The organism is Natronolimnohabitans sp. A-GB9 (assembly GCF_030848565.1).
Taxonomy (GTDB): domain Archaea; phylum Halobacteriota; class Halobacteria; order Halobacteriales; family Natrialbaceae; genus Natronolimnohabitans.
Genome location: NZ_JAVDDV010000020.1, coordinates 22,029 through 45,153, shown reverse-complemented (window position 1 = coordinate 45,153; position 23,125 = coordinate 22,029). Strand labels below are relative to the sequence as shown.

22 protein-coding genes are annotated in these 23,125 nt (G+C 63.4%); 11 read left to right on the top strand and 11 right to left on the bottom strand.

Features of this window, described 5'->3' with window-relative positions:
• The first annotated feature begins 14 nt into the window (after positions 1-14).
• From RBH26_RS17690 to RBH26_RS17680, 3 genes are all read left to right on the top strand, one after another.
• Positions 15-1,082: a Gfo/Idh/MocA family oxidoreductase gene (locus RBH26_RS17690; protein ID WP_306759709.1), complete on the top strand. Its 1,068-nt coding sequence runs from the start codon at positions 15-17 to the stop codon at positions 1,080-1,082.
• An 82-nt stretch (positions 1,083-1,164) separates the two neighbouring features.
• Positions 1,165-1,482, top strand: coding sequence for a carboxypeptidase regulatory-like domain-containing protein (locus tag RBH26_RS17685; RefSeq protein ID WP_306759708.1), 318 nt, complete (start codon positions 1,165-1,167; stop codon positions 1,480-1,482).
• 88 nt (positions 1,483-1,570) lie between these two features.
• Positions 1,571-2,539: a sugar phosphate isomerase/epimerase gene (locus RBH26_RS17680; RefSeq protein WP_306759707.1), complete on the top strand. Its 969-nt coding sequence runs from the start codon at positions 1,571-1,573 to the stop codon at positions 2,537-2,539.
• 86 nt (positions 2,540-2,625) lie between these two features.
• Here the strand turns inward: RBH26_RS17680 and RBH26_RS17675 are convergent, their stop codons facing one another.
• The 4 genes from RBH26_RS17675 to RBH26_RS17660 form a co-directional block, all read right to left on the bottom strand.
• Complete coding sequence (locus RBH26_RS17675; protein WP_306759706.1) at positions 2,626-2,934, bottom strand: HalOD1 output domain-containing protein; 309 nt, start codon at positions 2,932-2,934, stop codon at positions 2,626-2,628.
• A 136-nt stretch (positions 2,935-3,070) separates the two neighbouring features.
• Positions 3,071-4,480 (bottom strand): deoxyribodipyrimidine photo-lyase, encoded by a 1,410-nt coding sequence (locus RBH26_RS17670; protein ID WP_306759724.1) that lies wholly within the window; start codon positions 4,478-4,480, stop codon positions 3,071-3,073.
• A gap of 117 nt (positions 4,481-4,597) precedes the next feature.
• Positions 4,598-5,464 carry a phosphatase PAP2 family protein gene (locus RBH26_RS17665; protein WP_306759705.1) on the bottom strand — a complete coding sequence of 289 codons (867 nt, stop codon included), beginning with the start codon at positions 5,462-5,464 and terminating at the stop codon, positions 4,598-4,600.
• Positions 5,465-5,527: 63 nt separating this feature from the next.
• A complete protein-coding gene (locus tag RBH26_RS17660; protein WP_306759704.1) occupies positions 5,528-7,288 on the bottom strand; it encodes an ABC transporter substrate-binding protein in 1,761 nt (586 codons plus the stop codon).
• A 257-nt stretch (positions 7,289-7,545) separates the two neighbouring features.
• Here RBH26_RS17660 and RBH26_RS17655 point away from each other — a divergent pair, with 257 nt between their 5' ends.
• From RBH26_RS17655 to RBH26_RS17645, 3 genes are all read left to right on the top strand, one after another.
• The gene (locus RBH26_RS17655) at positions 7,546-8,709 is read left to right on the top strand and encodes a tubulin/FtsZ family protein (RefSeq protein WP_306759703.1); all 1,164 of its coding nucleotides are present in this window, start codon (positions 7,546-7,548) and stop codon (positions 8,707-8,709) included.
• Positions 8,710-8,840: 131 nt separating this feature from the next.
• The gene (locus RBH26_RS17650; RefSeq protein WP_306759702.1) at positions 8,841-9,824 is read left to right on the top strand and encodes an MBL fold metallo-hydrolase; all 984 of its coding nucleotides are present in this window, start codon (positions 8,841-8,843) and stop codon (positions 9,822-9,824) included.
• A 169-nt stretch (positions 9,825-9,993) separates the two neighbouring features.
• Entirely contained in the window at positions 9,994-10,188 is a 195-nt protein-coding gene (locus RBH26_RS17645; RefSeq protein WP_306759701.1) for a hypothetical protein, read from the top strand.
• Between the two features lie 36 nt (positions 10,189-10,224).
• Here RBH26_RS17645 and RBH26_RS17640 read toward each other — a convergent pair whose 3' ends face one another.
• The 3 genes from RBH26_RS17640 to RBH26_RS17630 all read right to left on the bottom strand — a co-directional run bounded on the left by RBH26_RS17640 (position 10,225) and on the right by RBH26_RS17630 (position 13,720).
• On the bottom strand, positions 10,225-10,923 hold the full coding sequence (locus RBH26_RS17640; RefSeq protein WP_306759700.1) for a 6-hydroxymethylpterin diphosphokinase MptE-like protein: 699 nt from the start codon (positions 10,921-10,923) through the stop codon (positions 10,225-10,227).
• Between the two features lie 307 nt (positions 10,924-11,230).
• Positions 11,231-12,430 carry a dihydropteroate synthase gene (gene folP, locus RBH26_RS17635; protein ID WP_306759699.1) on the bottom strand — a complete coding sequence of 400 codons (1,200 nt, stop codon included), beginning with the start codon at positions 12,428-12,430 and terminating at the stop codon, positions 11,231-11,233.
• A 54-nt stretch (positions 12,431-12,484) separates the two neighbouring features.
• Positions 12,485-13,720 (bottom strand): orc1/cdc6 family replication initiation protein, encoded by a 1,236-nt coding sequence (locus RBH26_RS17630; RefSeq protein WP_306759698.1) that lies wholly within the window; start codon positions 13,718-13,720, stop codon positions 12,485-12,487.
• A gap of 882 nt (positions 13,721-14,602) precedes the next feature.
• Here RBH26_RS17630 and RBH26_RS17625 point away from each other — a divergent pair.
• Entirely contained in the window at positions 14,603-15,871 is a 1,269-nt protein-coding gene (locus tag RBH26_RS17625; RefSeq protein ID WP_306759697.1) for a saccharopine dehydrogenase NADP-binding domain-containing protein, read from the top strand.
• Between the two features lie 273 nt (positions 15,872-16,144).
• Here the strand turns inward: RBH26_RS17625 and RBH26_RS17620 are convergent, their stop codons facing one another.
• Positions 16,145-16,687 carry a cupin domain-containing protein gene (locus RBH26_RS17620; RefSeq protein WP_306759696.1) on the bottom strand — a complete coding sequence of 181 codons (543 nt, stop codon included), beginning with the start codon at positions 16,685-16,687 and terminating at the stop codon, positions 16,145-16,147.
• Positions 16,688-16,798: 111 nt separating this feature from the next.
• Between RBH26_RS17620 and RBH26_RS17615 the strand changes: the two genes are divergently transcribed.
• Positions 16,799-17,569: an RNA methyltransferase gene (locus RBH26_RS17615; protein ID WP_306759695.1), complete on the top strand. Its 771-nt coding sequence runs from the start codon at positions 16,799-16,801 to the stop codon at positions 17,567-17,569.
• Between the two features lie 12 nt (positions 17,570-17,581).
• Here RBH26_RS17615 and RBH26_RS17610 read toward each other — a convergent pair whose 3' ends face one another.
• Together RBH26_RS17610 and RBH26_RS17605 are read right to left on the bottom strand one after the other, a co-directional pair.
• Positions 17,582-18,250 carry an HTH domain-containing protein gene (locus tag RBH26_RS17610; RefSeq protein ID WP_306759694.1) on the bottom strand — a complete coding sequence of 223 codons (669 nt, stop codon included), beginning with the start codon at positions 18,248-18,250 and terminating at the stop codon, positions 17,582-17,584.
• Between the two features lie 116 nt (positions 18,251-18,366).
• The gene (locus tag RBH26_RS17605) at positions 18,367-19,317 is read right to left on the bottom strand and encodes an EamA family transporter (RefSeq protein ID WP_306759693.1); all 951 of its coding nucleotides are present in this window, start codon (positions 19,315-19,317) and stop codon (positions 18,367-18,369) included.
• A gap of 181 nt (positions 19,318-19,498) precedes the next feature.
• Here RBH26_RS17605 and RBH26_RS17600 point away from each other — a divergent pair, with 181 nt between their 5' ends.
• Positions 19,499-19,981 carry an Lrp/AsnC family transcriptional regulator gene (locus RBH26_RS17600; protein WP_306759692.1) on the top strand — a complete coding sequence of 161 codons (483 nt, stop codon included), beginning with the start codon at positions 19,499-19,501 and terminating at the stop codon, positions 19,979-19,981.
• 133 nt (positions 19,982-20,114) lie between these two features.
• On the opposite strand, the gene gatE is transcribed toward RBH26_RS17600, so the two are convergent.
• Positions 20,115-21,983: a Glu-tRNA(Gln) amidotransferase subunit GatE gene (gatE, locus tag RBH26_RS17595; RefSeq protein ID WP_306759691.1), complete on the bottom strand. Its 1,869-nt coding sequence runs from the start codon at positions 21,981-21,983 to the stop codon at positions 20,115-20,117.
• A gap of 602 nt (positions 21,984-22,585) precedes the next feature.
• On the opposite strand from gatE, the gene RBH26_RS17590 reads away from it, so the two are divergent.
• Positions 22,586-22,804, top strand: a complete 219-nt coding sequence (locus tag RBH26_RS17590; RefSeq protein ID WP_306759690.1) for a hypothetical protein — start codon at positions 22,586-22,588, stop codon at positions 22,802-22,804.
• A gap of 93 nt (positions 22,805-22,897) precedes the next feature.
• A complete protein-coding gene (locus RBH26_RS17585; protein WP_306759689.1) occupies positions 22,898-23,044 on the top strand; it encodes a hypothetical protein in 147 nt (48 codons plus the stop codon).
• Positions 23,045-23,125: the final 81 nt, after the last annotated feature.

The following is a 23,125-nucleotide window of genomic DNA, read 5'->3' as shown; positions in this document are numbered from 1 at the left end:
GCTTCGATAGACGGATGACAACAGATCGATACGACATCGAGACGGGGATAGTCGGCTTGGGGAACATCGGCCAGTACCACGCAGAGCGGCTCGTCGAACACGGCGTGCCACTAGTCGGGGGGATGGACGTCGCGGCGGAGGCACGATCGCGTTTCGCCCGACGGTACGACGTCGACGTCTACGAGGACCACCACGCGCTCTACGACGACGTCGATGCAGTCATCATCACCACACCGAACAAGTACCACGAGGAGTACGCGGTCGACGCGTTCGAACGCGACCTCGACGTCCTCTTGGAGAAACCGCTGGCTCATTCCCTCGAGAGCGCGACGCGGATCGCCGACGCGGCGGCTGACTCCGACGGCCACGCCATGGTCGGCTTCAACAACCGGTTTTCGAACACGGTTCGGATCGTCCGCAACCGGATCGAAAGCGGACGCCTCGGCGAAGTCACACACGTCGAAGCGAACTACGTCCGGCGGCGGGGAATCCCTGGCCGTGGCTCGTGGTTTACCCGACGCCAGATCGCCGGCGGCGGCGCCCTCATCGATCTCGGCGTCCACGCCATCGATCTCGCGCTCTATTTACTCGACTATCCCACGGTCGAAGAGGTAAACGGCGTCGCTCGCGGCGAGTTCGGCTCCGACGAGGAGTACGCCTACCTCGAGATGTGGGGGGAAGACGCCGGGCCCGCAGGGTTCGACGTCGACGATTCGGCCAGCGCGTTCATCCGCTGTGCGGACGATCGGACGGTCTCACTGGAAGTCGCGTGGGCGACCAACCGACCGGCCACCCACGAATTCGTCATCCGCGGGACCGAGTCGGCAGCACGCTTCGACCTGCTCGAGGGAGATCTCAGCTTCCACTCGGCGAGTTCCGCCGGTCCCGACCATCTCGAGGACACGACCGTCGAGACCCACCAGAACGACACCCACTCGGCGGAACAGGAGGCGTTTTTCGACCGTATCGAGGCAGGCGACCCCGACGATTGCAGCGTCACCCAGGCCCTGACCGTTCAGCGAGTCATCGACTCGATCTATCGCTCGAGTGATGAGGGGTGTACGATCGTTCCCGACGAGTGATCGATGCGCTCGAATGCGCTACCGAAACCGCGCGCTCGTGTGCAGGCCAGTCGTTTTGGGTGCCGCCGTGGTACATACCCGCATGCAAGTCGAACGGCCGCTCGTCCTCGAGGTCAGCCGCAAAGAGGTCCTGGTCGGTCGACCGATCGTCGTCCGCGTCCGCGACAGCGGAAATCGACCGATCGAAGGAGCGATCGTCGAAGCCGGCTCGAAGCGACGGCGAACCGACGAGCGTGGACGGTGTGAGATCACGTTCCACTCGCCGGGCTTCTGGCGGATCGTCGCGGCGAAGTCGCCGACCGAGCGCGTCACCTACGAACCGGACGTAGCCCTCATCCGTGCACTCCCGCGGTCGACGTCGTCGCGACCGGCGCGGCGGAGCGACCTGCCGTCTGTATAGTGCATATCACGATACCAACGTCGTGTCGCGGGACGACTGGGGCGTTGCTGGCCGCCGTTTTATTTTCGGTGCCGTGGTTCCGGCCCGTATGGAGATCGGCGTACACACCCCACCGCTGGCGGACGAATCGCTCGAGGGGGCACTCGCGTACCTCTCGGACATCGGTGTCGACGCGATCGAACCGGGCGTCGGCGGCCATCCCGGCCAGGACCACCTCCCCCGGGCGGAGCATATCGACGACGACGCCGCCCAACAGGAGGTTCACAACCTTCTCGAGGAGTACGAGATGCGAATCAGCGCGCTGGCGACGCACAACAACCCGCTCCATCCCGACGAAGAACGCGCAGAGACGGCCGATACCGAACTTCGTGAAGCGATCCAGCTCGCCGCCCAACTCGAGGTAGGGACGGTCACCTGTTTCTCGGGGCTGCCTGCCGGCGGTCCCGACGACGACGTCCCGAACTGGATCACTGCCCCCTGGCCGCCCGAACACGACGACGCCCTCGAGTACCAGTGGGACGTCGCCGTCGACTACTGGGAAGACCTCGCCGAGTACGCCGACGACCACGGCGTCGACGTCGCCATCGAGATGCACCCGAACATGCTGGTCTACGAACCCCACGGCATGGCCCGCCTCCGCGAGGAGACCAACGAGCGAGTCGGTGCGAACTTCGACCCTTCTCACCTCTACTGGCAGGGGATCTCGATCACCGACGCGATCCGTTATCTCGGCGAACGCGACGCGATTCATCACGTCCACGCCAAAGATACGAAGATCTACGAGGAACAGGCCCGCGAGAAAGGCGTCCTCGATACGACCGCCTACGACGACGAGCCCAACCGCTCGTGGCTCTTCCGGTCGGTCGGCTACGGCCACGGCGAAGACCACTGGAAGGACGTCGTCTCGACGCTCCGAATGGTCGGCTACGACGGCGCTCTGAGCATCGAACACGAAGACTCCCTCACCAGCTCCCGGGAAGGGCTCGAAAAAGCCGTCGAACTCCTCGAGCGGGCCCTCTTCCGAGAGCAGCCCGGCGAGGCCTACTGGGCCGAGTAACGGCGGGGACGGACTACAGGAGGGCAGTTCCGGCGCGGCTGCGACCTGTTCTGCGGTTGCGTCGGCGCTGACGGACAGCGACCGTCTCAGTCCTCGAGCGGTCGGTCGATCGAGTCACCGGCCAGCGGCCGATCGACGACCTCGACGTCCCCGTCGCTGTCGACAGTGATCTCGTATCCCTCGTACTCGAGGACGACACGGACAGCCCCCTCCGAATCGACCGGCGTCTGAAACAGCCGGTCCAGTGCCTCGGGATTGACGACGGTGTACAGCGGATCGTACGCCGGAGGCTCGATGTCGGTGACGTCGACGCCCTCGTGGGCGGCGATCGCCTCGACGATCGCCTCGGTTGGGGCGGCAAGATCGGACGACGAGGTGTCTTGCGAAGCGGACATACGCATCGCTACACCGGACCGTCGGATAAACGTAGTGGCCAACAGGACATACTGACAAAACGCCACTACAGCCGTTCTCTGTGGCGTTCGTAGCCGTCTCGAGTGATACTGTTGGACAGTATAGGCAGCTCGGCGGTCACTCCGACTCCCCGCGTGCCCGTTCGAACGCTTCGATAGCCCGTTCCCGACGTCGCCCGTGATCGACGATCGGCGCCGGATACGACGGGGCGATCGCCGTCCGGTCCTCGGGCTCGAGGTCGTGCCAACCGTGGATTTCCGCGGCCGTCGCATCGGCGAGTTCCGGGACGTACTCGCGGATATACTCGGCGTCTGGATCGTACTCTCGGCCCTGTTTGACGGGATTGAACACCCGGAAATACGGCTGTGCGTCGGTCCCCGTCGAACTCGCCCACTGCCAGCCGCCGACGTCGTTTGCCGTATCGTGGTCGGCGAGCAGTCGTCGGAAGTGGGCGTACCCCTCTCTCCAGTCGATCAACAGATCCTTCGTCAGGAACGCGGCGACGAGCATTCGGACCCGGTTGTGAATCCACCCTTCCCGACGGAGCTGGCGCATTCCCGCGTCGACGATCGGATACCCCGTCTCGCCGGCCTTCCAGGCCGCGAGTTCGTCCCGATCGTTACGCCATGGGATCTCGTTTTCGTACTCGTCGAAGTTCTCGGTGACCGTCTCTGGGTTGAACGCGAGGACGTGGACGTAAAACTCCCGAAAGGCGAGTTGGCGCTGAAACGCAGTGACGCTCTCGCGGGCCGTGTCCGTGTCGGCGCATTCCCGTGCCCGCTCGGTCGCGGTATACACCTCCCGGACGCCGACGGTACCCCATTTGAGATGGACCGAAAGGCGGGACGTGGCCTCGGCTGCTGGATAGTCGCGCTTTTCGGCGTACCGATAGATGTCGTCGGCACAGAACGACTCGAGTCGGTCGCGTGCACGCGCTCGTGTGACCGTCGGCGGCGTCGGTTCGGGTTCGTCGAACCCCAGCTCCGCGAGGGACGGAAGCGCCTCGCCGTGAACCGCTGCGAGCTCGCCGTCGGTGGGTGGATCGACGGGTGCCCGCTTCTCACGGTCGCGCCACTTCTTCCAGAAGTACGAGAACACCGAGTAGTGGTTCCCCCCAGTCGAGGGCGTGATCGAGCCTGGCTCGTGGTGGAGCGCGTCGTGGACGGTCTCACAGTCGACGCCCTCGTCCTCGAGGGCCGCCGTCACCGCCCGGTCGCGCCCGCGGGCGAGGCCGCTGTAGTCGTCGACCCAGACGACGGTCTCGACGCCGTGTTCGGCCGCGAGCTCCGGAAGCACTGCGCTTGCTTCGCCACGGACGACGAGCAGATCGCTATCCCGCTTGCGATACCACTGACGGAGGTCCGCGAGCGCCTCGAGCAGACACGCGACCCTGACGGGCGCGGCGTGCTCGAGGATCGTCGGATCGAGGACGAAGATGGGGACGATCGGCCCGTCGAACGACCTCGCACGGGCGAGCCCTCGGTTGTCGGGGCCACGAAGATCGCGGCGGTGCCAGTAGATCGGCATGCCCGAACTGACGGCTCGTGGGTCGAAAACGTCTGGATTGCGGCGACCGCCGCCGGAGGTATCCTCGAGGGCCATCGGATCGACGGTTCGAGCGCACGCTCGCGACGAGACCGACGGCTATTCGCCGTCGGCACTCGGTGGGCCGAGTCGCGACGCGACGACCTCCCGAACGCCGGCGACGATCCCCTCGACGGTGTAGTTGACGCCGATGTAGACGCTGACGATCGCGAGGAGGGTGCCAGCGATAACGTCGGAGAACCAGTGGATACCCAGATACATCGTCGAGAGGGCGACGCTAACCGCGAGAACCCCCGAGACGGGAACCCAGACCGGATACTTCGTACGGGTGACCCACGCGAGGAAGAAGACGGTCATCGAGAGCGAGGTATGCAGCGACGGGAAGACGTTGGTGTTCTGGTTGACCTCGTGGGTGAGCGCGCCCGACTGTGGAAAGGCATCGTACAGCAGCCCTTCGAAAGCCATCGGATCGACGTTTCGCGGCCCGAAGGCGATAAACAGCGTATAAAATATCAGGCCGATCGCGTAGTTGGCGGTAAACGCGAGGACGAGCGTCGACAGTTCGTCCATCTCCTCGAGTGCGAAGTACGCGATAAAGGGAAAGATCAGCAAGAACGCGTAGCCGTAGATATAGACGAAGACGAAAAACGACGTCAGCGCCTCGGTCTGAAACGACTGCAAGATAGTCACGGGCTCGAACAACGCCTGGTCGAACGCAAATAGCTGTGGCGTAATGTTGTTCTGGAGGACGCGTCGCTCGAGGCGGCGTACGATGTCCTGGGTCGACCACCGCAACAGGAGCACGACCACGAGCGCGGCAAACGGCAACAGACACGTCTCGAGACGCCACCGGAACCCGCGGGCCGCGGCGACGATGCGGCGCGGGCCGACGATCACGAGCGTCGCGGTCACGAGCATCGCCGCCACGACGAAAGCGAGTTCGAGTAAGACGTCGGCGAGTGCCATTCGAGTTTCTTTCGAAGGTAGCGCCTGCGCGCCATTAACTCTTTCAGCGCGGTCGTCGTCGGCTCACCCCGAAGACTCGAGTAAGACGTCGTCCTCGTAGTTGTAGTGGATCGCCCGGAACAGCGCCCGGGATTGACCGGGATCGGCCGCCCCGTCGGAACCGGGGAACTCCAGTAGTTCCGGCTCCGTGTCGTCGACATCGTCGTCACGGTCCCACGCATCGTCACGGAATCCGACGAGTTGTGCCGGCGTCGTTGCCGGTTCGGCGAACCCATCGAAGAACTCGGTAGCAGCGTGTTCACGGTCGAGCAGTTGCGAGCAAACCCGACGAACGTGTGGATGACCGAGTTCGGCGTGCTGGCTGTTGTAGCCGATCATATAGAACGCGTCCGTCGGTTCTGAGACGCGCGTGACCCCATCGGCTTCCCGAATCGATTCGGCGTACGTCGGCGGGAGCTCGCCCGTCGTCAGATCGATCTCACCGTCGACGAGCGCGTCAACTATCGCGCCAGGGTTTGGTGCGATCTGAAACCTGATCCCCTCGAACTGCGAGAATCCCTCGAGGACGTCCGGCCGATCGGTCGTGGTCCGGAGGACGTGGTCGTCGAACGGCTCGAGTTCGATCTCGACGTCCGTCGTGACGTCGGCGACCCGGAACAGCCCGGAGCCGACGGGATCGTCGTTGTCGGTCGCGAGCGCCTCCGTCCGTCGGTTCGCGACGACGTCGGAGCGGTCCGCCCAGACGTGCTCGGGGAGGATCGGAACGGTAAACGCCCGGCGAGCAACCTCTCGACTCGTCTCCGGAAACGAGACCGTGACCGTCCGGGAGTCCCCGACGTCGACCGACTCGACCAGCGACTGGCGGTCCCGGAATCGTGGTGCGGGGACGCCGCCGTCGACCGTACCCATCGACGTGTCGCCGAGGAACTCGTAGGTGAACGCGACGTCGTCGGCGTCGAGCGACTTGTCGTCGTGCCACGTCAGTCCCTCACGGAGTGTGACCTCGGCGCGAAGCCGTCTCCCCTCCTCCCAGGTGACGTCGTCGGCCAACCAGGGGACGTAGTCACCGTCGATTTGCCGCGCCAGTGGATCGTACAACAGGTCCACCAGCCCCTCGAGTCTGCTTCGGTCGACGGCGATCGGGTTCAGCCGCTCGGTCAGCCCCTCACCGTACGTGCCGACCTCGAGGGGTCGGTCCCGAGAGTCGTTGCTCGAACGAGCGAGCAGGCGGACGTAGTCCTGTGGCCGCTTTGGTGGCACCGGTACGTCGAGTTCCTCGGCCGCCCCACAGAGTGCGTCTGTGTACGCGACGACGGTGTACGGCGTCGTCGTCAGCAGATGTTCGAGCAACTCCTCGAGGTCGTCGTCGCGATCTACGGTGGCTGATCGCTGTGTCTCGAGGGCGTCGTCGACCACTACGTCAGTGAGCTGAAAGGGGTTTTGCCACCCGTGCTCGCTGACGTACCGCGAGTGCAACAGGCCGTAGAGGGCGTCGGCCTCGTCGAGGCCGGGATGGCGGGCGACGAAGACGTCGTAGTCCCCCTCGAGGAGGACGTCCCGGTACAGTTCCGCTTCTGCGATCGGTTCGTGGGTCGCGTCGATACCGGCAGCCTCGTAGTTCTCACGGAGCTGACTCGCGATCGTCGCGGCGAGTTCGTCGTCGTCGGCCGGGACGGTCTTGATCGTCATCGAGATCTGTTCTGGACCAGTCGTCTCGGCCTCCGACCAGAGTCGCTCCCAGCAGCCAGCGAGGGCACTGGCGGCGCCGGCGCTCGCCCCTGCGAGCAGCTGCCGCCGAGTCGTCGGGGGACCGACGTCGTCCATACGACCGTCGCTATGCCACCACAGCGTATAGGACTTACTCCCGAAACGATACGTCCGGGAGCGGGCTCGAGACGGACGGAGCCTGGGAAATATTGTAATCTATGAATGTCAGTAGAAGCTGATTATCATCAGTGTACGAACGTCATAACGATACGACAAGTCATCGACGGTCCGTTAGTGACGCCGGTTCCCGGCGGATCGGCGAGCGTTCGATCGCGCTCATCCCGGCAGCCGGGAAGTGGCCACTGGAGAACATCATGAAACTCGCACTCATCGGCTTTGGACAGGCGGGCGGGAAGATCGTCGACCAGTTCCTCGCGTACGACGACGCGATCGACGGCGGGTTCGTCACGTCTGCGATCGCTGTCAACACCGCGACGACCGATCTGCAGGGACTCGAACGTATCCCGAGCGGGAATCGCGTTCTCGTCGGACAGGCGCGTGTCAACGGCCATGGCGTCGGTGCCGACAACGAACTCGGCGCCGATGTCACAGAGTCCGATATCGGTGAGATACAGCGTGCGATCGACGAGATCCCGACTCACGAAATCGACGCGTTCCTCGTCGTCGCCGGGATGGGTGGTGGCACCGGTTCCGGCGGTGCGCCCGTCCTCGCGAAACATCTCAAGCGGATCTACACCCAGCCGGTCTACGGGCTCGGGGTCTTGCCGGCGACCGACGAGGGCGGAATCTACACGCTCAACGCGGCCCGGTCGTTCCGGACGTTCGTCCGCGAGGTCGACAATCTCCTCGTCTTCGACAACGACGCCTGGCGCAGCGCCGGCGAGTCCGTCGAAGGCGGCTACGATCGGATCAACCGCGAGATCGTCGAGCGATTCGGACTGCTGTTTGCCGCCGGCGAGGTCGGCCACGGCGACGCGGTCGGCGAGACCGTCGTCGACTCCTCGGAGATCATCAACACGCTCTCGGGTGGCGGCGTCTCGACGATCGGCTACGCGAGCGAGACCGTCGATACGAGCAGCGACGGCCTCCTCTCGTCGCTCACCGGCGGCGACGGCGGGATCGACGACGGGGAAGCGACCACTCGTCTGACGAGTCTCGTTCGCAAGGCGACGCTGGGACGTCTCACGCTTCCGTGTGACGCCGCCAGCGCGGATCGCGGCCTCGTGGTGGCTACTGGCTCGTCCGACCATCTGAGCCGAAAGGGACTCGAGCGCGGCCGGCAGTGGCTCGAGGACGAGACGGGTAGCATGGAGATCCGCGGCGGCGATTACCCGACGACCGACGACGAAGTCGGTGCGATCGTCCTCCTCTCGGGCGTCTCGGACGTACCGCGGATCGACCAGCTCCAGCAGGTCGCCGTCGAGGCCAAGGAGACGACCGAAGACGTCAGAACTCGCTCACAGGAGGAGACCGCCGCACTCGTCGACACGAGCGGCGAACTCGACGCGCTATTCTAGGACGTACCGTTCGCGGACGAGCTGCGATTTGGACGACCCGTCGTATTGGCGCCTGTTTTCGACCGTCGCTAGCGCGACCAGTCATCGTTCGAAACCATCGGGATAACGGGACTCGAGCCGAACGGTCACGTATGACAGACGACAGCATCGAGCGGATCGGCGTGGGCGGTGGGACACCGGAAGGACAGAACAGCGCCTATCTCGTCGACGAGCGAGTCGTCGTCGATCCGGGTCCGCCGACCGACGATGCCTGGGACGACCTCCTGACCGGCCTCGAGCGTGCCGACGTTTCCCCGACCGACCTCGAGGCCGTACTCGTCAGCCACTGGCACGCCGACCACGCGGGACTTGCTCCCCGGCTGGCCGACGCCGCGACGGCGACACTCGCGATGGGCACGGGCGACGCGCCGCTGGTCGCCGACTACGCGACCGAACGCAAGCGACGCCTCGAGCGCGACCGCGAGACGATGTGTCGCTGGGGCGTGCCAGCCGACCTCGCCGAGGCCGTCGTCGCGGGCGACACTGCCTCTACGATGCCCGACACCACGTCGGTCGAACGGCTCGCGGACGGCGACCGGATCGCGGGCCTCGAGGCCATCGCGACGCCCGGCCACACGCTGGGCCACACCGCCTTCGCCTACGAGGGCGACCTCCTGATCGGCGACGCCGTCTTGCCGACCTACACACCCAACGTCGGCGGGAGCGACACCCGAACGCTCGCACCCGAAACGAACGCAGAAACCGTCAGCGATCCGTCGCTCGAGACCGATCCCCTCACCGCGTTCCTCGAGACGCTCGACCGGCTCGAGGACCGATCGGAACGGCTCTTGCCTGGCCACGGCACCGCGATCGCAGACGAACGAATCGCGACGATCCGGGACCACCACCACGAACGGACCGAACGCGTCCTCAGGACACTCGAGGCCCACGAAGACGACGGGGATCGTGTGGGCGCGACACCCTGGCAACTCGCCTGTGACCTGTTCGACGACCTCGAGGGGATTCACGTCAAGTTCGGCGCCGGCGAAACGGCCGCCCACTGCCGACGGCTCGAGCGTGATGGCGTCGTCGACCGCGTCGACACCGATCCGTACCGATACGGTTCACTCGAGTAGTGACGCGTTCTCGAGGCGCTCTGCCGACTGTTCAAACGTCGATATCGCCGCGGTAATCGGTTCCTACCGGACGTTACTGTCGACAGCGGGCGAGCGAATACGTCTAGCTGTTCGTGTCATTCATGGTAAGAAGACAATAACCAAACACGAACTGATAGAGCAATCGGCCATGGGAGTCACGGGAGGATCCGACAGCGAAGCGGCGCAGTCGCGGCTGCGAAACGCGTTACAGACCGTGCTGTTTCGAACCGAGAGCTCGACCGTCATCGAGGAGTGCCGGCGGTGTGGAACGACACGGGAGTCGGGAGCGACCGTCTGTCCGACCTGTGGGAGTACCGGGATCGCGCGGTACCACATCGATTGAGCGCTGATGCGATCCGCATGACAGGATCGAGCGCCCTCACTCGAGCGGAAGCGCGCTCGTATCGATCGCGCTGCGTCGGCCCTCGAGAACGTCGAAGCGGCCGTTTCGACGCGACTCGAGCCAGTACAACAGTCGTTCGGCCCACTCGAGTTTCTGTGCTTTCGCCGGACCGACGGTCGGATCGTCGAAATCCCAGCCGACGAAGACGAGTTCGGCGGCGCCGAGATGGTCGGCGAGAAACGCCGCCCGGTCGCCGTCGGTAAAGCCGCCGAGATTCCGGACTGGTCCACGCGGCGCAGCCTGTGTCGTCGGCAGGACGGACTCGTTCGTACAGTCCGGAACGACGTCGCGAACGGCGGGGACGTTGTCGCCGTGGGCGTGGACCGCGACCGGAACGCCGTCGTCGGTCAGTCGACGGACCGTTTCGGGGTTCTTGTCGAGATCCGTCACCATGCAATCGGCCGTGATCTCGTGCTTGGCGAGCGTATCGACGGCCGTCGAAGCCGCGACGACGGCGTCTGCCGACCGCGCTCGCTCGAGATCGGCGTCGGTCTCGAGGGACGGGCCGGCGCCGGCGACCGCGACTGTCGCGTCACGAAGTCCCGAGAGTCGCCCGAGGTCGAACCCGTCGGTCAGCGACGCCAGGACGTCACGCGCTCGCTCGTCGCCGCTTCGATCGTAGCCGAAATCCTCGAGGATCGCCTCGTAGACCGGTTCCCACTCGTCGAACTCCATACGGCCACTGGGTACCGACGTCGTATCTGCGTTCGGGTCGACACCGTCGACCTGCTGTCGCGGCCAGAAACCACCACGAGCCCCTCGAGGCGCCGTTCGACTCGAGGGAGACGTCACAGGGATACGTCGCTCAGACTCGAGGCAGATCGTTGTAGGAGCGTGTCGCTCAGACTCGAGTCGTCACTGATCGGCGTAACACCACAATAATTCCGTGTTGTGGGCCGGGAGTCGCCTCCAAAGTACCCCTACCCGGGAGGCCGCCCGGCGTCCACTCCTTCGTTTTGAAGCCTCCGTCATAAGCTTTCTCTTACTCAAGCATTTCTGAGAGTGAATCACCGACCGTACTCAACGCACCGTCTTCGTTGCGGAGACGGTCGGAAACGTCGGAAATTCCCGAATTTGTGCCCACCAACAGTAGCCGGTCTGTGGTAACACTGAACGCAGGAGCGCCGGTGTTGACGTCGGCGACGATCGACGTAAACCGGACCCGTTTGTCGCCGTCGAGGCCGTCGATCTCGACTGCCAGCGTCGACCAGTCGTCGGCGACTGTGGGGTCGATCCCGCGTTCCGCGAGGTGAGTCCGGAGCTCGCGGTTCGAGTCGACGTCGAGCCGCGAGACCGAGAGCCCGCCGACGGCGGCTCGGGATCGGTCGGTAAACGCGTCCCCGATCAGGGCCGCGTCGCGCGTCTCGGCGACGTCGTGGGTGCGGATCACGTGTGCGCCGCGTTCGACGGCCAGCGACGTCGCCGCGAGGCTGACCGGCAGCCGCTCGTCGGTCTCCCGGCCCGCGATCTCGCCTAAGAAGTTCTTCCGGTTGATCGAGACCAGCATGGGTCGATCGAGTGCGCGAAACTCCCGCAGGCGACGGAACGTCTCGCGGTCGTCCTCGAGGGTCTGGGCCTCGCTCCAACCGCCGAAGGCCGGATCGACGATCGTCTTGTCGGTCAGTCCGTTTTGTTTCAGCGCTTCGTAGACCTGATCGACGTAGTCGGCCTCGGCGGCCCAGTCGGCCGATTTCCGTTCGGCCCAGTCGGTCTCCTCGACCGCACCGGGACGCTCGATATCCGGCGGACTCGCCATCTTCGCGACGGCGGCGTCGTGTTCCTCACAGACGGTCGGCATCTCCGGGTCGGCGAAGCCGGCGATGTCGTTTACCATGTCGAACCCCTGTGAGAGGGCCTCGTCGGCCACCGCGGCGTACCGCGTCTCGATCGAAAACACCGCGTCGCCGGAGACGCTCTCGATCGTCTCGAGTGCCACGTGGAGTCTGTCGAGTTCCTCTTCAGCCGAGAGCACGTCGAAGCGTTTGTTCGCCGACTCGAGGCCGATGTCGACGATATCGGCGCCTTCGTCGATGAGTTCCGCGTCGACGTATCGAGCCGCCTCGCCGGGATCGTCGTAGACGCTCGGATCGTAGGGGGACTCCTCGCTGACGTTTAACACGCCCATAATTCGGGGCGGATAGTCGTCACCGATCCCCAGCCCTGCCGCGTCGACGTTGTCCATACGCAGACTGTGGCCAGGAGCCTCAAAGGTATCGCGGTTGGCGACGAGGTGCCGTCACTCGTCTTCGTCGTCCTTGAGGACGGCCAGTCGTGAATCCCGCAGGAGCACTTTCTTGACGATCGAGGGGTTCTCGAGCAGTCGATGTTTGGCGTGGGCGCCCCGTCCACGTCCACGGCCTTCGCGTTCCGATTGGATCACGTTGAGGAAGTTCTGTTCCTGGAGGATCTCCTGTACGCGGCGCTCAGAGAGAACGTCGAAGTCGAGTTGGCGGGCGATCGACTTATACTGGTTGTAGATGATCTTCGTCGGGAACTCCTTTTCCGAACTGTTCTCGGTCAGCAGCGTCAGCGCATACAGGATCGCCTTGGCCTGTTGGGGAGAGCCCTCGATCAGTTCGTTGAATCGATCGGCCTCGGTCTTCTCCTTGGCGTCGCGGACGTGATCCGCGGTGACCTGGGAGTCGTTTCGCTTTTTCGCGATGCGACCGGCGTTGCGAAGGATGTCGATCGCCTTCCGCGCGTCGCCGTGTTCCTGGGCCGCGAGAGCGGCGGTCAGCGGGATCACGTCGTCGGAGAGGACGTCGTCGTGGAACGCGTCGCGACGTTTCTCTAAGATCTCGACGAGCTGGTTCGCGTCGTACGGCGAGAAAACGAGTTCGTCGCGTGACAGGCTCGATTTGACGCGTTCCGAGAGATGGTCGGGGAAGTCGATCTTGTTCGAGATCCCGATGATACCGATACTCGAGTCCGAGATGCGGCGGTTCTCGCCGGCCCGTGAGAGTTTGCGAAGGACCTCGTCGTCCTCGAGCATGTCGATCTCGTCCAAGATGACGATAGTGACGTCGGTGCAGTGATCGACGGCCTGCCAGAGCCGTTTGTAGTAGTCGCCGGTGCCGAGGCCGCGGTCGGGAACGGTGATCCCGCTCCGATCGGGTTCGTTGACGATCTGTGCGATCGTCTTGACGATCGACGCCTCGGTGTTTTGCTCCCCGCAGTCGATGAAGGCGTACTTGACCCTGACGTCGTCGCGTTGGGCCTCCGAAATTACGCGCTGGGTGACCGATCGGGAGATCAGTGACTTACCGGTTCCCGTCTTCCCGAAGATAAACAGGTGGTTGGGCTCGCTCCCGAAAATGGCGGGATTCAGGGCGTCCGCCACCCGTTGCATCTGCTCGTCGCGCCCGACGATCCGGTCCGGACCGGGGAGATGCGTGATCTCGAGCAACCGCTCGTCGGCGAAGACCGGATCGTCGTACCGGAAGAGTGGATCACGATCGTCGTTGGCGGACATTTCGGTACCCCGTGGCTTCCAACCGAATCGAAATAAAGGTATGGAGATCGATCGCGAATGTAAATACGCTCTGCGAGCGGTATCTCCGCCGGAAACTCGTACAGTATCGGAGATTCCGTTCAGAAAGCACCCTCGCGTTTCTAAGTCGACGACGGTCCGAGTGGCGTTTCCCACCTCGAGCGTGCCAATCACCGACACCCCCCTCGCGGATGTAACGCTGGCGTCGGTCTCCGTCGCGGTTCGGCCAGGAGTCAAGATCGGCTCGTGTCCGAATTATATTAGGTGTGTGAAACTATGGTGGCGTTCGCTCCGATATCGGACGACAGCACAACCAGAAGTCCGTTCTCTGGTTCCGGTTCGGGGGACACACCCCCGTCGCGTTTGTAACGGTGAACGGGTGGGGGTGGGTTCGATCGGATCCGGGTATTCGTCGCGAAATAGCCGCTGAAAGTCTTATTTTACATCCGCGACAAAGGTGTGTTCCACGAATAGTCCCCCACACGTGTATGCCGTTACAAACGCGATGGGGGTGTGTGTCCCCTCGAGCCGTTCGGTCGATCGCCGCTAAAGCCTCAGCACTTACGATAACCCGGCGTAGACCGCCTCAGAAACAATCTCTCGTTCTCGAGTACGACTCGTTCCAATATATCAACCTTCGTTCCTCCACTATATCCTAGTATATTTTATATAACCTAGATTATCTATACACTCTAGACTCTCTAAGTATCTAGCTAGAATCACTCCCTAACTAGTGTTGTTCTCTCGAAAAGTCACTGTGTACCTGCAAAGCGGTATGGTAACGATCCGTACTGTCCGACAGTATCAACCATGTGAAAGGACCAAACAGTTGAGAGCGTAGCCGGCCAAGTACAGTCGATACACGTGTCGAACACCGACCGAAAGTACGACCTCGTCGTCTGGGGTTCAACCGGCGTCGCTGGCCGTCTCGTCGCAGAGCATCTCACTGAACAGTACACGCCCGACCACCTCTCGCTTGCACTCGGCGGTCGCAACGAGACACGGCTCGAAGAACTGGAAGCGGCGCTCGTCGAGCGACGCTCTGCGTGGAACGATATCCCGATCGTTATCGGTGACGCGACCGATCCGGAAAGCCTTCACGCAGTCGCCGAAAGCACCCGGGTCGTCTGTACGACAGTCGGACCGTACACGACCTACGGTACGCCACTCGTCGAGGCGTGTATCGCGGCTGGAACGGACTACTGTGACCTGACTGGGGAAATAAACTGGGTACGGGAGATGATCGACCGGTACCACGACGCGGCGGTCGAGGCCGATACGCGCATCGTACACAGCTGCGGATTCGACTCGATCCCCGCCGATCTCGCTACGTTGCTCGTCCAGTCGTTTGCCCGTGACGAGTTCGGGACGTCGTGTGATCTGGTGCGGATATACCTCGAGGACGGTCGCGGAGGGGTGAGTGGCGGAACGATGGACAGTCTTGTGACGTTGTTTCAGGCCGCAAACACTGACCCAGTAGCCCGGCAGACGCTTCGGAATCCGTACTCGCTGGCACCCAAAGGCGAGCGCGACGGTATCGACCCGGGGACACAGTCCGTCCCGAAAACGGACCCGTTACGGTCGGAGTGGACGGCCCCGTCGCCGATGGCGGTCGTGAACGAACGAGTCGTTCGACGCAGCAATGCCCTGCTCGGATATCCGTGGGGTCGTGAATTCGAGTGTACAGAGGTCATACCCACGGGTGACGGCCTCAGCGGCCTCGCAGGTGCGAGTGCTGTCTCGGCGGGGCTCGGTATCGCGACCGCTGTGATGTCGTTCGGACCGACTCGAGAGGGGTTGCGTCGGCTGGTGTTTCCCGACCCAGGCGAGGGGCCGACGAGAGAAGAGATCGAAAACGGATACTTCACACTGCGGGTACTCGGTCGTGGGACCGCCACCGACGGTCCGTTCGTGGTAGAGAGTGAGATCAGCGCCGATCGGGATCCGGGATACGGTGCGACTGCGAAGCTGATCAGCGAGGCTGCGATGTGTCTGGTGCGCGATGAGACAGACTCTCCACTCACGGGTGGACTTCTCACACCGGCATCAGGTATCGGAACGCCACTCGCCGACCGGCTTCGTCAGGCAGGGCTGGCTGTCGACGTGGGCGAGTGGAACGAACAGTCCGTGTAACGACTCGAGGCCGCGTAACGGCTCGAGGTGTACAGCGCTTTTCTTCGGACACCGACAGCATCATGGTGGTTCTGGTTACCGGGTGAGACGGACACGTGATCGTCTGGCTCTCTCGCTTGGCTCGCTGACCGGGGATCCGACACCACTGGCAGATACAGCCGACGGACCGTCGAAGTTCGTCGGATTTACTACCAGATTCCACCGGGTTGCGACCCACCCTGGAGGCCCATCAGACGGGTATTCGGTCTGTTTCCAACTCGAGAGAGTATTCGCTCAGCCGTCATCTTCACGAATACCGTACGACGTGGGGGCGGTCGATGGCCCGAGAATAATCAGGGCCGTGATCTCCTGAGTGATGGCGAAAAAATCGTGCTCGAGGTTGGGTTCGACGTATACGAGATCACCCGCCTCGATATCGTGGGTGTCGTCGCCAACACGGAGTTTCCCCGACCCCGAAAGAATGTAGTACAGTTCCGCTTCGTTGTGGGGGTTCTTCGGGGCGGCACTGCCAGCAGGATATTTGCCTACCTCCACGGTGAGCGGCCCGGCCGTGAGTGTTTCTTGGTGCTGGAGTTGCTCCGGTTCTAGCTCGTCAACCACGTCGGTGATCGAAATATGAGTCATTCGGTATCGTATTACGCAGGGGTCGGACTTGGTCTTCACCCATCTATAGTTAGGCCTTCTACCATCGTGCGTGGTGACTGCGAGCCTCCCTTGCAGTATCGGTTGTCGTCGTCGATCGATCACGTCCGTATAGCCGTTTGGCCTCCAACTACCTGCCACGTCGTTCGAACCGATTTCGAAGATATATACCACTCGAGCGTCTTCCGAACCCCATCTCTCCTCGATTCCTCCGTTCGACTCGATTCGGACGGTCGAAATCGAAACGGCTACTCCGCTCCTCGAGCGGATATCGTGTACTGAACGATGACTCCGGACCCCTCCGACGACCGACCGACCGAACGAACGCCGCCAGCGGTCGCCGTCGTCGACGCCCAGTCGCCGGGTAACGTCGGCACTATCGCGCGAGCGATGAAGAACTTCGGATTCGAGGAGCTGTTGCTCGTCGATCCGCCAGAACTCGATCCCGACGGCGAGGCCTACGGCTTCGCGGGCCAGGCGCGAGCGGACATCCTCCCGAACGCGACCGAACTCGAGTTCGACCGACTCGTCGACGACTACCACACGATCGGCTGTACTGCGGTGACAAACGAGGACGACCGCAGTCACGTCCGCTTTCCGTTCTCGACGCCGGCCGATCTCGCCGAGCGGCTCCCGACCGTCGAGGCACCGACTGCGCTCGTCTTCGGGCGCGAACGGGTCGGGCTGACAAACGAGGAACTCGCTCGGATCGACGAGATCTGTTCGATCCCCGCCAACGCCGACTACCCCGTTCTCAACCTCGGTCAGGCGGCGACGATCACGCTCTACGAACTCCGCGGGCTCACGCTCTCCGATGAGGACACCCAACTCCCCGACCTCGAGCGCGTTCGAGCGTCCGAACCCACCGTCGATCGACTCTACGACCAGTGGGGAGATCTCCTCGCGGAGATCAACCATCCCGAAGAGAAACACGACAAGACGATGCGTATGCTCCGACGGGTGTTCGGCCGCGCGGATCTGACCGAACGCGAGGCGAACACGCTGCTTGGCGTTCTCAGGCGGGCAACTGAGCGGCCGGCGGAAAACGGAAACTAATCGCTGACGTTCTCAGTTGGACTCGGCGACCGGAGCGGTTCGCTCTTTCGAGCGCGCGAGGTCGTCCTTGGCGACGTAGGCGCCCGTTTCGGTGACGGTGCCGACCCAGCCGCAGTTAGTACAGGCGAACACCCCTTGACCGTCGATCAACGACTCGCCACACTCGGGGCAGTCGTTACCGCCGTCGGCGTCCGTCGCCGACTGCGTGGTCGTCTCGGCGGTCCCTTCGAGCGGCGTCGGCAACTCGCCGGTTCGCAGTGCAGCGATCGCCTCGTCGGTCGTGAACGTCTCGTCGGTGGTTTCGTCGCTGTGTGGGAAGACGCCGACCAGTTCGTCGTCCGCGTAGAGTTCGAGACAGAGCAGCGGCGTCACGAGCAACTCTTTCGTCTTGCCGGTCACCTGCGAGGTCGTCGTGCGCTGTTTGAACGGCGGCCGAACGCTCACGCCGCGCTGGTCGGCCCACTGTTCGAACCGCTCGAAGCTCTCGAGGGCCTCCTGATAGGGGCTGTTCTCGGTCAGTGCGATCTCTTTGGGCCAACTGCGAAGCAACAGGTCGTCGATCCTCCCTTCGGACTCGCAGGCCTGCAGGGTCTCGATCTGCCGATCGACCGGCTCGAGCAACAGCGGCGCGCGAACGTGGCAGACGGCCGTGATCTCGGTTGTCTGTGGGTCTGGCGTCATGGGTCGTTGTTCGACCCCGCAACGTGTGTCCTGATAAAGGTTTTCGACAGTGCAGATATCTGGGTCTACTCAGTCGACGAGACTGTTCTGATCGATCGACAGTACGACAGCCCGTCTCACGGCGTCGTCGCCGACCGCGTTCCGAGGACGGAACGAAGCAACGCCCGGAGCGCGTTGCGTTTGATGAGCACGAAGCCCACGAGGATGACGAGCAGTCCGAGGACCGTCACGGAATCGACGACGTACCCAAGCGCGACCCAGCTGACGCCCATCGCGACCACGGGCTCGGCGTAGCCGACGAGGACGACCTGTGTCGCCCCGCTTCGCTCGAGCAGTTCGAAGTAGAGGAAGAAGGCGAACACGCCGGAGATCAGCGTCAGGTAGGCGAAGGTAAGCAGCGCCATCGGCGTCACCTCGATCGCCGCAACCGACTCTCCACGCAGACCAGCCCAACCGAACAACACGCCGGCGCCGACGAGCATCGCCCACGCCTGGAGCGACTCGAGGGGCAGCTGCGAGTCGATCGGGCGAGTGAGGACGCTGCCGAGGGCGAAGGCGATAGCCGAGGCGAACACCAGTGCCGCACCGACGGTCACGTCGCCGCCGAGCGCCGACGGGGAGGGCTGGACGATCGCGATCACGCCGAGGAGGCCGAGCACGAAGCCGACGACGCCGACGGGTGCGAGTCGCTCGTCCGGCAGGAGGACGCCGGCGAACGCCGCCGTGAGGATCGGCGCCGTACTGGCGACGGTGGCGGCGACCGCGCCCGGAACGTACAGCTCACCGAGGTACAACAGCCCGTGATAGAGTGCGATGACGAAAACGCCGGCGACAGTCACCGCCAGCCACTCGCCGCGACTCGTTGGCCAGATCCGGTCGGCGACCATAGCCGCGTATCCGAAGACGATCACGCCGGCGATCGCATAGCGGAAGCCAGCAAACAGCAGTGGTGGCACGTACTCGAGTCCGATCTCGATCGCCACGAACGAACTCCCCCAGCAGAGTGCAAGCATCGAAAAGAGCACCGCTTCGCGGTACTCGTTTGGGATCGTTCCCAGTATAGTCATACTCGCTTCGAAACTGACCTCCGTATTTAGAAGTTTCTACAACGACACCGCTTTCGACGAATTGAGAACCACACATATGGATTTGATCCGAATCACCACCCATACTGAACGCCACTGTTGGAGATATCTCCAATTACATCGTCCGGAAGACACATCCCGACGGCGGCCGAACGCGTCTCGTATGGACGAGCGCGACGTGCGTCTCCTGAAGGCGATCGCCGAACTCGAGACGGGCAGTCCGGAGCAACTTCACGAGGCGACCGGGATCCCGGTCTCGACGATCCACTACCGGCTCAGTAACCTCCGGGAGGAAGGCATCATCGAGAACGACCGCTACGATATCGACCTCGAGGAACTCGGCCTCGGTGTTACCGTTTTAGTCGAGATCCACGCCGACTACCAGGGTTCTTACGAAACCTTTGCGGACCGATTGCTGACCGTCGAGGGCGTCACGAACGTCTACTTCACGATGGGCGAGACTGACTTCATCGTTATCGCACGGTTGAGCGACAGCGGGATGGTCGAACGGCTGATCGCCGAGTTCGAACAGCTCGAGGGGGTCGACCGAACCGACTCGACGTTCGTCATCTCGGCGATCGAAGAACGGGACGCACTCCAGAGCTACGAGTTAGAGACGCTGCTCGAGGAACTGGTCGAGGAGTAGTCTCAGGGCTGGCTGATCTCGGTGCGTTCGACTGTCCGTCCGTTCGGCTATGAAGCAGCGATCGTAGCGACAGAGATCGAAGCGGGTTCGTAACTGTATCGTAACGGAGCCGAACGACCTCGCCTCGAGCGATCTAGGCTCGCTTCTGGATCTCCTCGCGGAGCAGTTGACTCACGAGATCGCCGTCGGCCTTGCCACGCAGTGCGCCCATACACTCGCCCATCAGTCCGGAGAACGCCTGCATTCCCTCTTCTTCGACCTGCTGCTCGTTGCGTTCGACGACTTCGACGACGGCCTCGCGGACTTCCGCTTCGTCGGCGCCACCGAGCCCGGCCGCGTCGGCTGCCTCCTCGGCGGTTCGGTCCGGCTCCTCGGCCAGTGCGGTCAGCAGATCCGGCACGCCCTCGTTGGGGAGATCGCCGTCGTCGACCATCTCGAACACGTCCTCGAGGTGTTCACGGGTGAGATTCTCGACGGGGACGTCGTCCCGACGGAGTTCGGTCAGCGTCGACTCGAGGGTCGACGCCGCGAGCGTCGGATCGATCCCGTCCGCGACGACGTCCTCGAACAGTGGCATGTGCTTGCCGTACGCGACCTGTTCTGCGAGCCCTTCGCCGAGTCCGAACTCGTCCTGGTAGCGTTCGACCTTCTCGGTGAGCAGTTCGGGTTCGGGCACCTCGCTTGGGTCCGGCTCGACCGGCGGGACGTCCGTCTCGGGGTACATCCGCGCTGCACCCGGGAGCGGGCGCAGGTAACGCGTCGTCCCGTCGTCGTTTGCACCGCGGGTCTCCTCGGGGACGCCCTCGAGAGCCGTTGCCGCGCGTTCGGCGGCGGCCTCGATCGCCGCCTCGGCGACGTCGGTGTCGGCAGCGACGATCGCCACCGCGTCGTCGGGACCGGCGCCGACGGCCGCTCGGAGATCTTCGACTTCGCCCTCGGTGACGCCGTAGGCCGGCAGTTCGTCGGTGTGGAAGATCCCGCCGGCACCGTGGCGCTTGGCGTGATCGGAGAGCTCCGTCCCCAGCCGGCGGTCGGGCGCGATTTCGCGGCCGACGATCCCGTCAAAACCATAGAGCGGGACAGCCATCACGCTCCCGCCGGAGTTCAGCGCGCCTGCGATGACGCCGCTGTCGGTCCCCTCGAAGACCTCGGTGACGTCCTGGATGTCGCCGACGGAAGCCTCGCGTTCGGTCAGTTCGTCGGCGATCGCGACGAGTTCGGCCTGGCGGGCGACCTCGTTGCGGACGATGTCGTCGATGTCGTCTAGGCTCTGGACACCCTTGATCTCGACACGGGCACCCTCTTCGATGGAGACGTTGACGTCCTGGCGGATCGTCCCGAGGCCGCGTTTGACCTTCCCCGTCGAGCGCAACAGCATCCCGATCCGCTCGGCGGCCTCGAGGGCCTGCTCGGGTGTCGAGATGTCCGGCTTCGTCCCGATCTCGACGAGCGGAATGCCGAGCCGATCGAGGCTGTATCGGACGCCGTCGTCGGTCTCTGCGACGCGCTGGGCGCTTTCCTCCTCGAGCAGCAGATCCTCGATCCCGACCGCACCGTCGCCCGTCTCGATTTCGCCCTCGGTCGCGATCAGCGTCGAGCGCTGAAAGCCCGTCGTGTTCGAGCCGTCGACGACGATCTTGCGCATGACGTGGGCCTGATCGACCGGCTTCATGTCCATCAGCTGGGCGATCTCTAAGGCCGTCTCGAGGGCCTCCGCGTCGAGTTCGTGGGGTGGCTCGTCGTCTTCTTCGACCAGACAGGTCGTGTCGTACGCGAGGTACTCGAACTCGCGGTCGACCTTGCTCTCCTCTAAGGCGGCCTGGTCGATCTCGCCCAGTTCGCTCCGCGTCGGGTGGAGATAGCGCGTAAACCGGCGCGTCGACTCCTCGGGCTCGCGAAGCTCGGTCGGACACTGACAGAACAGCTTCGTCGCCGTATCGAGTTGCTGGTGGATCTCCAGCCCGGCGACGAGTCCGAGCTCGTCGTAATCGTACTCGCTCATTGGCGGCCACTCGGAGGCGGAGCGGTAAAAAACCGTCCAGTTGCGGCCGGCGTCCAGTCGCGCCCGACGGCTTCGGAATCACTCGAGGGGTGTCACGCACTGGCCGGTCCATCGCAAGCCGGTCCGTCGTCAGCCGGTCCGTCGCCAGCCAGTCCGTCGCCAGCTATTCCGTCACTGACTGTTCCGTCGCTGGCCGGCTGGTGTTCCGTCGATTCTGCTGAGTGGCACTCCGTCGATTCCGCGGCGTGGCGCGCGCTGGCGCCGCGTCTGAGCATCGCGAAGACGCGGTGACGACACCGTGCGAGGGATGAGTGAGCGAACGCAGTGAGCGAGCGAATCGGCTGGGGAGGACGTGGAAATCCTTGGTGCCAGCGTGAGTCGGTCGTTTCTCAGTCGTTTGCTTCTCGTACCGTTCGGACCACAATCGATACTGAGACCGATACCTTCGTGAACGATCACTCACTCTTCGCTCGAGGACGATCACTCACCTCCACTCGAGTAGCGTCGTATCCCAGTACACAACACGTGTTACTCCTCCATTCGTATAGCCCGATTGTCGAGTATCGAATAGACTTATCGTCGCTTGTCTGAATAATCGAAACATGGGTGCGAACAGCTCCGACACCGGGAAGCTCGCTTCCTCACTCCACCGTTCGATACTCGGTGCATTACTCGCTATAGCTGGTCTGATCGGACTCGGTTGGGTGATCGAAGCGATCGCCGGAGGAAGTCCGTTGTTCGGTGCCCTCGGCCTCGTGATCGCCGGTTTTGCTGCCTTCTGGATTGTCTCTCTTTTCGTAGAAGGAACTCGAGAGAGATAGGAGCCCACTAGCTGTCGAGACGCGTTTTCCCCCGTATCAACGAATGCAAAAGCAAGCACAACGGCTACCCACAGTAACCAAAACAACTCAAGTATGGTTCGTCTCTCGACGATCGTGATCGTGCTCGCGATCGTCCTCGGTATCGGGCTCATCCCTATCCCCATCGTCCCCGGAATCGGGATCCTCGTCGGTCTCTCGGGGATCGTGATCGGGATCGTCCTGCGTCTCCTTGGCTACTAGTGGCGGTCCACGCCTGCACTGCTGGATGAAATCAGCCGGCACCCATCGATTTCACCCAGCAGTCGACGGGTGGAACGGTAC